This window comes from Halanaerobium sp., assembly GCF_003070835.1.
Genome location: NZ_QBLR01000216.1, coordinates 1 through 5,783, shown reverse-complemented (window position 1 = coordinate 5,783; position 5,783 = coordinate 1). Strand labels below are relative to the sequence as shown.

Annotated in this window: 5 protein-coding genes; all 5 read right to left on the bottom strand. The window is 37.5% G+C overall.

The features are described 5' to 3' along the window. On the bottom strand, positions 1-1,455 hold a 1,455-nt coding region (locus tag CI949_RS15710; RefSeq protein ID WP_290768023.1), incomplete at its 3' end, for a pyridoxal-phosphate dependent enzyme. A 222-nt stretch (positions 1,456-1,677) separates the two neighbouring features. Then, positions 1,678-2,091 (bottom strand): OsmC family protein, encoded by a 414-nt coding sequence (locus tag CI949_RS15705; protein ID WP_076545784.1) that lies wholly within the window; start codon positions 2,089-2,091, stop codon positions 1,678-1,680. A 109-nt stretch (positions 2,092-2,200) separates the two neighbouring features. Then, positions 2,201-2,608, bottom strand: coding sequence for a DUF134 domain-containing protein (locus CI949_RS15700; protein WP_076545783.1), 408 nt, complete (start codon positions 2,606-2,608; stop codon positions 2,201-2,203). 88 nt (positions 2,609-2,696) lie between these two features. Then, positions 2,697-4,043, bottom strand: a complete 1,347-nt coding sequence (locus CI949_RS15695) for an FAD-dependent oxidoreductase (protein ID WP_076545782.1) — start codon at positions 4,041-4,043, stop codon at positions 2,697-2,699. Positions 4,044-4,150: 107 nt separating this feature from the next. Beyond that, positions 4,151-5,425: an L-serine ammonia-lyase, iron-sulfur-dependent, subunit alpha gene (locus CI949_RS15690; protein ID WP_076545781.1), complete on the bottom strand. Its 1,275-nt coding sequence runs from the start codon at positions 5,423-5,425 to the stop codon at positions 4,151-4,153. Positions 5,426-5,783 lie beyond the last annotated feature (358 nt).

Genomic DNA, 5,783 nt, shown 5'->3' with positions numbered 1-5,783 from the left:
ACCTGTTTTGTGATTAAATTCTTCTATTAATTTGTCAATTTCTTCTGCCTGAGAGTGAATTCCACCCCAGTAATTGTCATAATCATACCACTGAGCATTTAATTCTTCGGAATCTTTACCCTGCTGTTCAATCCAGGTGTAATATTTAAGATTATGAACTCTGCGTCTTTCTTCAAGACCCATTTCCAAAGTATATTCGGTATCTATACCTTTTAAATAGCGGTGATAATCTTTAATAGCATCTTCTCGTGTATATTCGCCTCTTTCTGCCCTCATTTCTTCCAGGCGGGAGGTATATAATTCCAGAGAATCAGTTAAAACAGTCATCAGCATCTGATTTTGATCAAGCTCATAGTACTTGGCCATTTTAATAGCTCCAACCAGATTGGCAACTCCAGAGATTCCTAAAAGCTCAAGTTTCTCCACAAAATCCTGTGGTACTCCCTGCTCAACTAAGTACTCACGTCCAGCTTCTTCATTAAATAAGCGCAGCAGTGACATTGTCCGCTCATCATCAATAGCAACTGCCATATCAGTATTTTTAACATTGTGAATCCAGGGTATATGCTTATCCCCAATACCTTCAATTCTGTGGGCACCAAAACCATTGCTTAAAATGGTAGGACACTGCAGTGCTTCTCCAACAGCTATTTTGCTCTGAGGGAACTGATCTTTAAGGTGGTCTCCAGCTCCTAAGGTTCCAGCTGAACCTGAGGTGGCAATAAAACCAAAGTAATTGTCTTTTTCACCCATTTCTGCTCTAATAACTTCTTCCATTGCTGAACCTGTAACCTCATAGTGCCAGAGGTGGTTGCCAAATTCTTCAAACTGATTGAAAACTGTAATATTATCTCTTGTTTCCCTCAGTTCCCAGACCTTATCAAAAATTTCCTTTACATTACTTTCTGTACCGGGAGTAGGTATTACCTCACCTGCTACCTTCTGCAGCCACTCAAAACGCTCCTTACTCATACCCTCAGGCAAAATTGCAATTGAATCACAGGATAAAAGCTGAGAGTTGTAGGCTCCGCCACGGCAGTAATTACCGGTTGAAGGCCAGACTGCATGACTGGAGGTTGGATCAAACTGACCGGTCACCAGCTGTGGAGCCAGACAACCATAGGTTGCTCCTACTTTATGGGCCCCGGTTGGAAACCATTTACCAACTATTGCAAAAATCCTGGCATCTACCCCAGTTAATTCTGAAGGAAATTCAATATAATTTACTCCATCATAAAGGCCACCATCTTTTTTGGGCTCATTTTTCCAGCTGATCCGGAATAAATTATAGCTGTTTACATCCCAGAGACCTATATCTTTCAATTTTTCTTTGATCTTATCCGGTATCAATTCCGGATTTTTCATCTGCTTAAAAGTTGGCAGAATTATGTTCTTCTCTCTTGCTCTTTCAACTGCTTTTTCTAGCTGTTTTTCATTTAAATCTAAATTAATCATCATTATCCTCCCTTTATATTAAGATTATTTGGAAAATTATTTGTTTAAAAAATTAAATCTCACTTTATATATTCAATGAGATTTAAATTAATCCTGCAATATTTTCAGATAAAATAAAAAAAATACCCGGATATCCGGGTATTCAATAATTTCAATCATTTTTCTGTAATATATTTACTTAAAATTATTAATTCTTCTTCACTTAACATATATTAACATAATCTAATCTGTAGACTCAATTTCATAACTTGAAGTGATTTCTGCATTTAAAGAGTTGCTGGCCGAGCAGTATTTTTTTTCCGAAAGATTAATTGCTCTTTCCACCCTGCGTTCATCTAATTTTTTCCCTTTAAACTTATATTTAATATGAATTTTAGTAAATCGCCTCGGAGGTTCTTCTGCCCTTTCAGCATCAACCTCCATTGCAAAGTCTTCTAATTCAGTTTTCATCTTTTTAAGTATCAAAACAACATCAATTCCAGTACAGCCAGCCAGTCCACTGAGCAGTAATTCCATTGGGCGAGGCCCCTTATTATGCCCTCCACTTTCTGCTGCTGCATCAACTGTTAATTCATGACCTGATGGCAGTTGATTTTTAAATTCCATTTCTCCCTGCCAGTCTACATTAATTTTCATAATAGAATTAATCCTCCTTTTTGTGCACTCAACTTCTCCTTAGAGCAATTTACTCAATTAAATTTATAATCTCTTGATTATTAAAACAAGCACTAATAGATTCAGGATTTTAAGCCTCCTGATCCTCATCACATTCCGGGCACTTCTCTTTAGACATATTTTTCCCGTGCTGATGAGTTCTACCTCTTCTCATTTTTTTGCCGCATTCCGGACAGTGGCCCGGTCTCACCAGACGATAATCTCCCCCAGCAAATTTAATTGCCTTACCACAGGTTAAAGCCTCAGCAGCCTTTTTTCTGGCTGAAGTTAATACCCGCTGAAAAGTTGGGCGAGAAACATTCATCAGTTCTGCTGCTTCTGCCTGAGTTAAACCTTTAACATCTTTTAGGCGCAGGGCTTCCACTTCTTCCATAGTCATCTCTACTATTTCCAGCTGATGTCCGGGGACTCCTGCTGGTTTAAAAAATTTTATTTCAGGTAATTTTTCAATTATCCGATCTTTGGTTGGACGGGCCATACTTTTTCACTCCTGTTACATTTATTTAAAGTTTAGTAAAATACTCTATTATATTTATTATAACAGATTGGTGAACAAAGAACAAAAGTTATATCTTCTTTTCTGCAACCATTCCCAGTATTGCTACTGCATCTTTAGGACCGGAATAAGGAGGAGCATAGGCAAGATCAACTTGAAACAGTTCTCCTGCAGTCATTCTATTGTAAATTGCTGTAGCCAGCACATCAATTCTTTTATCAGAACCTTCACCGCCGATTACCTCTGCTCCAACAATAACTCCATTTTCTCTATCAAAAATTCCTCGCAGATGAATTGGAGCAGTACCCGGATAATAGCTTGCATGATTATGAGCTTTAATTTTGACAGCCACAGCATCGATTTCTTCTTTTTCTGCCTCCTCCAGATCCAAACCAGTTTTTGCCACTGTCAGGTCGAATATTTTTGTAATTCCTGTTTTTAAAATACCATAATGTTTATAATCTCCACCGGCTGCATTTTCGCCAGCTGTTCTTCCCTGCTTATTTGCAGTAGAACCAAGAGGAACCCAGACATCTTTATTGGTCAGCAGATCAGTTGATTCCGCACAGTCACCTGCAGCATAAATATCTTTAAGATTTGTTTCTAATCTCTCATTAACTTTAATAGCTCCTGTTTTACCGATTTCAACTCCAGCTTTTTCTGCCAGCTCTGAATTGGCCTTAACTCCAATCGAAAGTAAGACAAGATCAGTTTCAATTTTTTTGCCAGAAGCAGTTACAACTTTCTCTACCCTGTCTTCACCCTCAAAATGATCCACTCCATCATCTAAAATCAGTTCAACTTCCTTTTCTCTTAAATGTTCTGCTACAATCTCGGCCATTTCTTTACTATAAGGAGGCAGCACCTGATCTTCCAGTTCAACAATTGTAACATCCATCCCCAGCTCCCTAAAAGATTCTGCCATCTCAAGACCAATCAGGCCGGCACCAATAATTACAACCTTTTGAGTTTCTTTTCGACTTAAAGCCACTTTTATCTGGTCGGCACTCTCAACAGAGCGAAGAGTAAAAATATTTTCCAGATCCAGACCTTCAAATGGGGGTTTAATTGGAGAAGCACCGGTAGCAATAATTAATTTATCATATTTATACTCACCCGTTTCTCCTGTGTTTAAATTCTTATATTTTAATTTTTTGCCATCTGTTTCAATTTGAGTAACCTCGTGTTGGAGCCTAACTTCGACATTATATTTTTCCTTAAAATCTTCCGCTGTATTCATTACTATTTCAGAACGGGAAGGTGTTACGCCAGAGATATAATAGGGAAGTCCACAGCCAGCATAAGAAATATCCGTTCCCTTTTCAAAAACTACAATTTCTGCTTCTTTATCTGTTCTCCTTGCTTTAGCTGCAGCACTTGTACCTGCTGCAACAGCACCAATAACAGCTATTTTCATCTTAAATTCCTCCTGTTAAAAATTTATTATAATTCAGTAAAGCATTTACTTAATTTAATCAATGTCTTCAGCCAGAAAAATACTTAACTGTCTGGAATAAATGTTTTTCAAATTTCACAGGCATTTTTCTCAACAACCTTAAATAGTGTATTATTAACTGTATTTTCTGAAGGTCTTGAAATAGCAGCCAGGTTTTCAAATGTTTTACTTAAAGAACAGTTAATAAATCCTGAAGGAAGATGACAGTTCAGATCCTGCATAATCAAATCAAAATGCCTCAATGCAAGTTCAGCTGCTGTAAGCGACTTTAAAGCACAGCTCCCCTTGGCTCCATCACAGTAAACTCCACTTGTATCACTGATTAAATTATTGATCGCCTCTTCTATTTTATCTTCTTTACCGGCCAGATAAAGTAAAGCTGCCAACACTCCCGGTGCTGCAGCATAAAAAAGCCCACAGAGTGCAGAAAGACGCCCCAGGTAAATTTTGGCATAATGACCAACCAGATGAGCAATCATTGTTGCCTTAAAAATTTCTTTATCTGAGATATTAAAATAATGTCGGGCACTGTGATAGGTAACCAGCGAAATAAAAATGCCCTGGTTACCACTACCTGAAGATGCCAGGGCTGGAGAAGCTGCTCCGGCCATTCTGGCTCCTGTACCATCAGCAGCTTTAGCTGCAATTTCATTTAGCTCATTAAAATCAGTTCGTTTTCTATATTTAACCCCAACTTCCGAACCAACTCCCTCTCTGCCAGCTCGGGCGATTACCGAGTTTAGTTTCAAGCCATCTTTTAATAACTGAAGCTGCCTATCTGAAAATTCTTTTTCTACTAGCTCAATTAACTGATAAATATTCATCGTCTTTAATTGAGCATTAAGATTTTTTAACTGCTGGTCAGCAGAAATTTTACTCTGATTTTGATAAACTATTTTACCATCAACTGTAATCTTTTTTAAATCATCATGACTGCCTTTAATCAGAGAGCGAACCTGATTATCAGCTTCAATAATTGCTTCCACATAAACTGGCATCTTTTCTTCCAGAACCTCAAATTCCACTCGCTCAATAATCCCCAGGGCCTGATCCAGTTTATCTTCTAGATCAGCTAATATTGTCAGTTTTCTTGCTAAGGGTTTATCGGCAAAATAACCTAAAGCGGCTGCTGTTTTATTTCCATAATACTTATTAATCCCCGGCAGGCCGGTTGACATACCATTTTTATAAACAAAACCATCAATCTTAATCTTGATTTTCTTTAGCTCACCCCGACTGTGTTCGGCTGCAGCAGCCACTGCAAAAGCCACCGCTCCCGGTTCAGTACATCCCTGAGCTAGAACAAGCTCTTTTTCTGCAAAAAGGTCCAGCAGTTCTGACATTTGATCACCTCAGCTTAATATTTTCTTTAAAACTAACCAGTAATAATAATCTCTTTAAATTTATAAACAGAACATTTCCTTTATAAAGAATAATTCCTACTCTTAACTATACTATTCTAGATTTAACTGCTACTTCCTTGTCATAAAATTAATTATTATGAACAAATGTCAAAAAGATTAATTGTTTCAAAGAAAAACAGGCCCAAAACACTGACAGAACAGTAAGGAATAGAGAGAAAATTTTAAATTATATTTCTTCAGAGTAAATTGCGAAGCAAATGAGGCTTTTAATAACAGTAAGTACAGAGGATGATGATTTTTCTTTACCCCAAAAACATGGTATATAAGGGTCTTATTC

Excerpts from the sequence above, each read along its gene's own strand:
- CI949_RS15690 (WP_076545781.1), bottom strand. The coding sequence starts at position 5,425 with ATGTCAGAACTGCTGGACCTTTTTGCAGAAAAAGAGCTTGTTCTAGCT.
- CI949_RS15700 (WP_076545783.1), bottom strand. The coding sequence starts at position 2,608 with ATGGCCCGTCCAACCAAAGATCGGATAATTGAAAAATTACCTGAAATA.
- CI949_RS15705 (WP_076545784.1), bottom strand. The coding sequence starts at position 2,091 with ATGAAAATTAATGTAGACTGGCAGGGAGAAATGGAATTTAAAAATCAA.
- CI949_RS15695 (WP_076545782.1), bottom strand. The coding sequence starts at position 4,043 with ATGAAAATAGCTGTTATTGGTGCTGTTGCAGCAGGTACAAGTGCTGCA.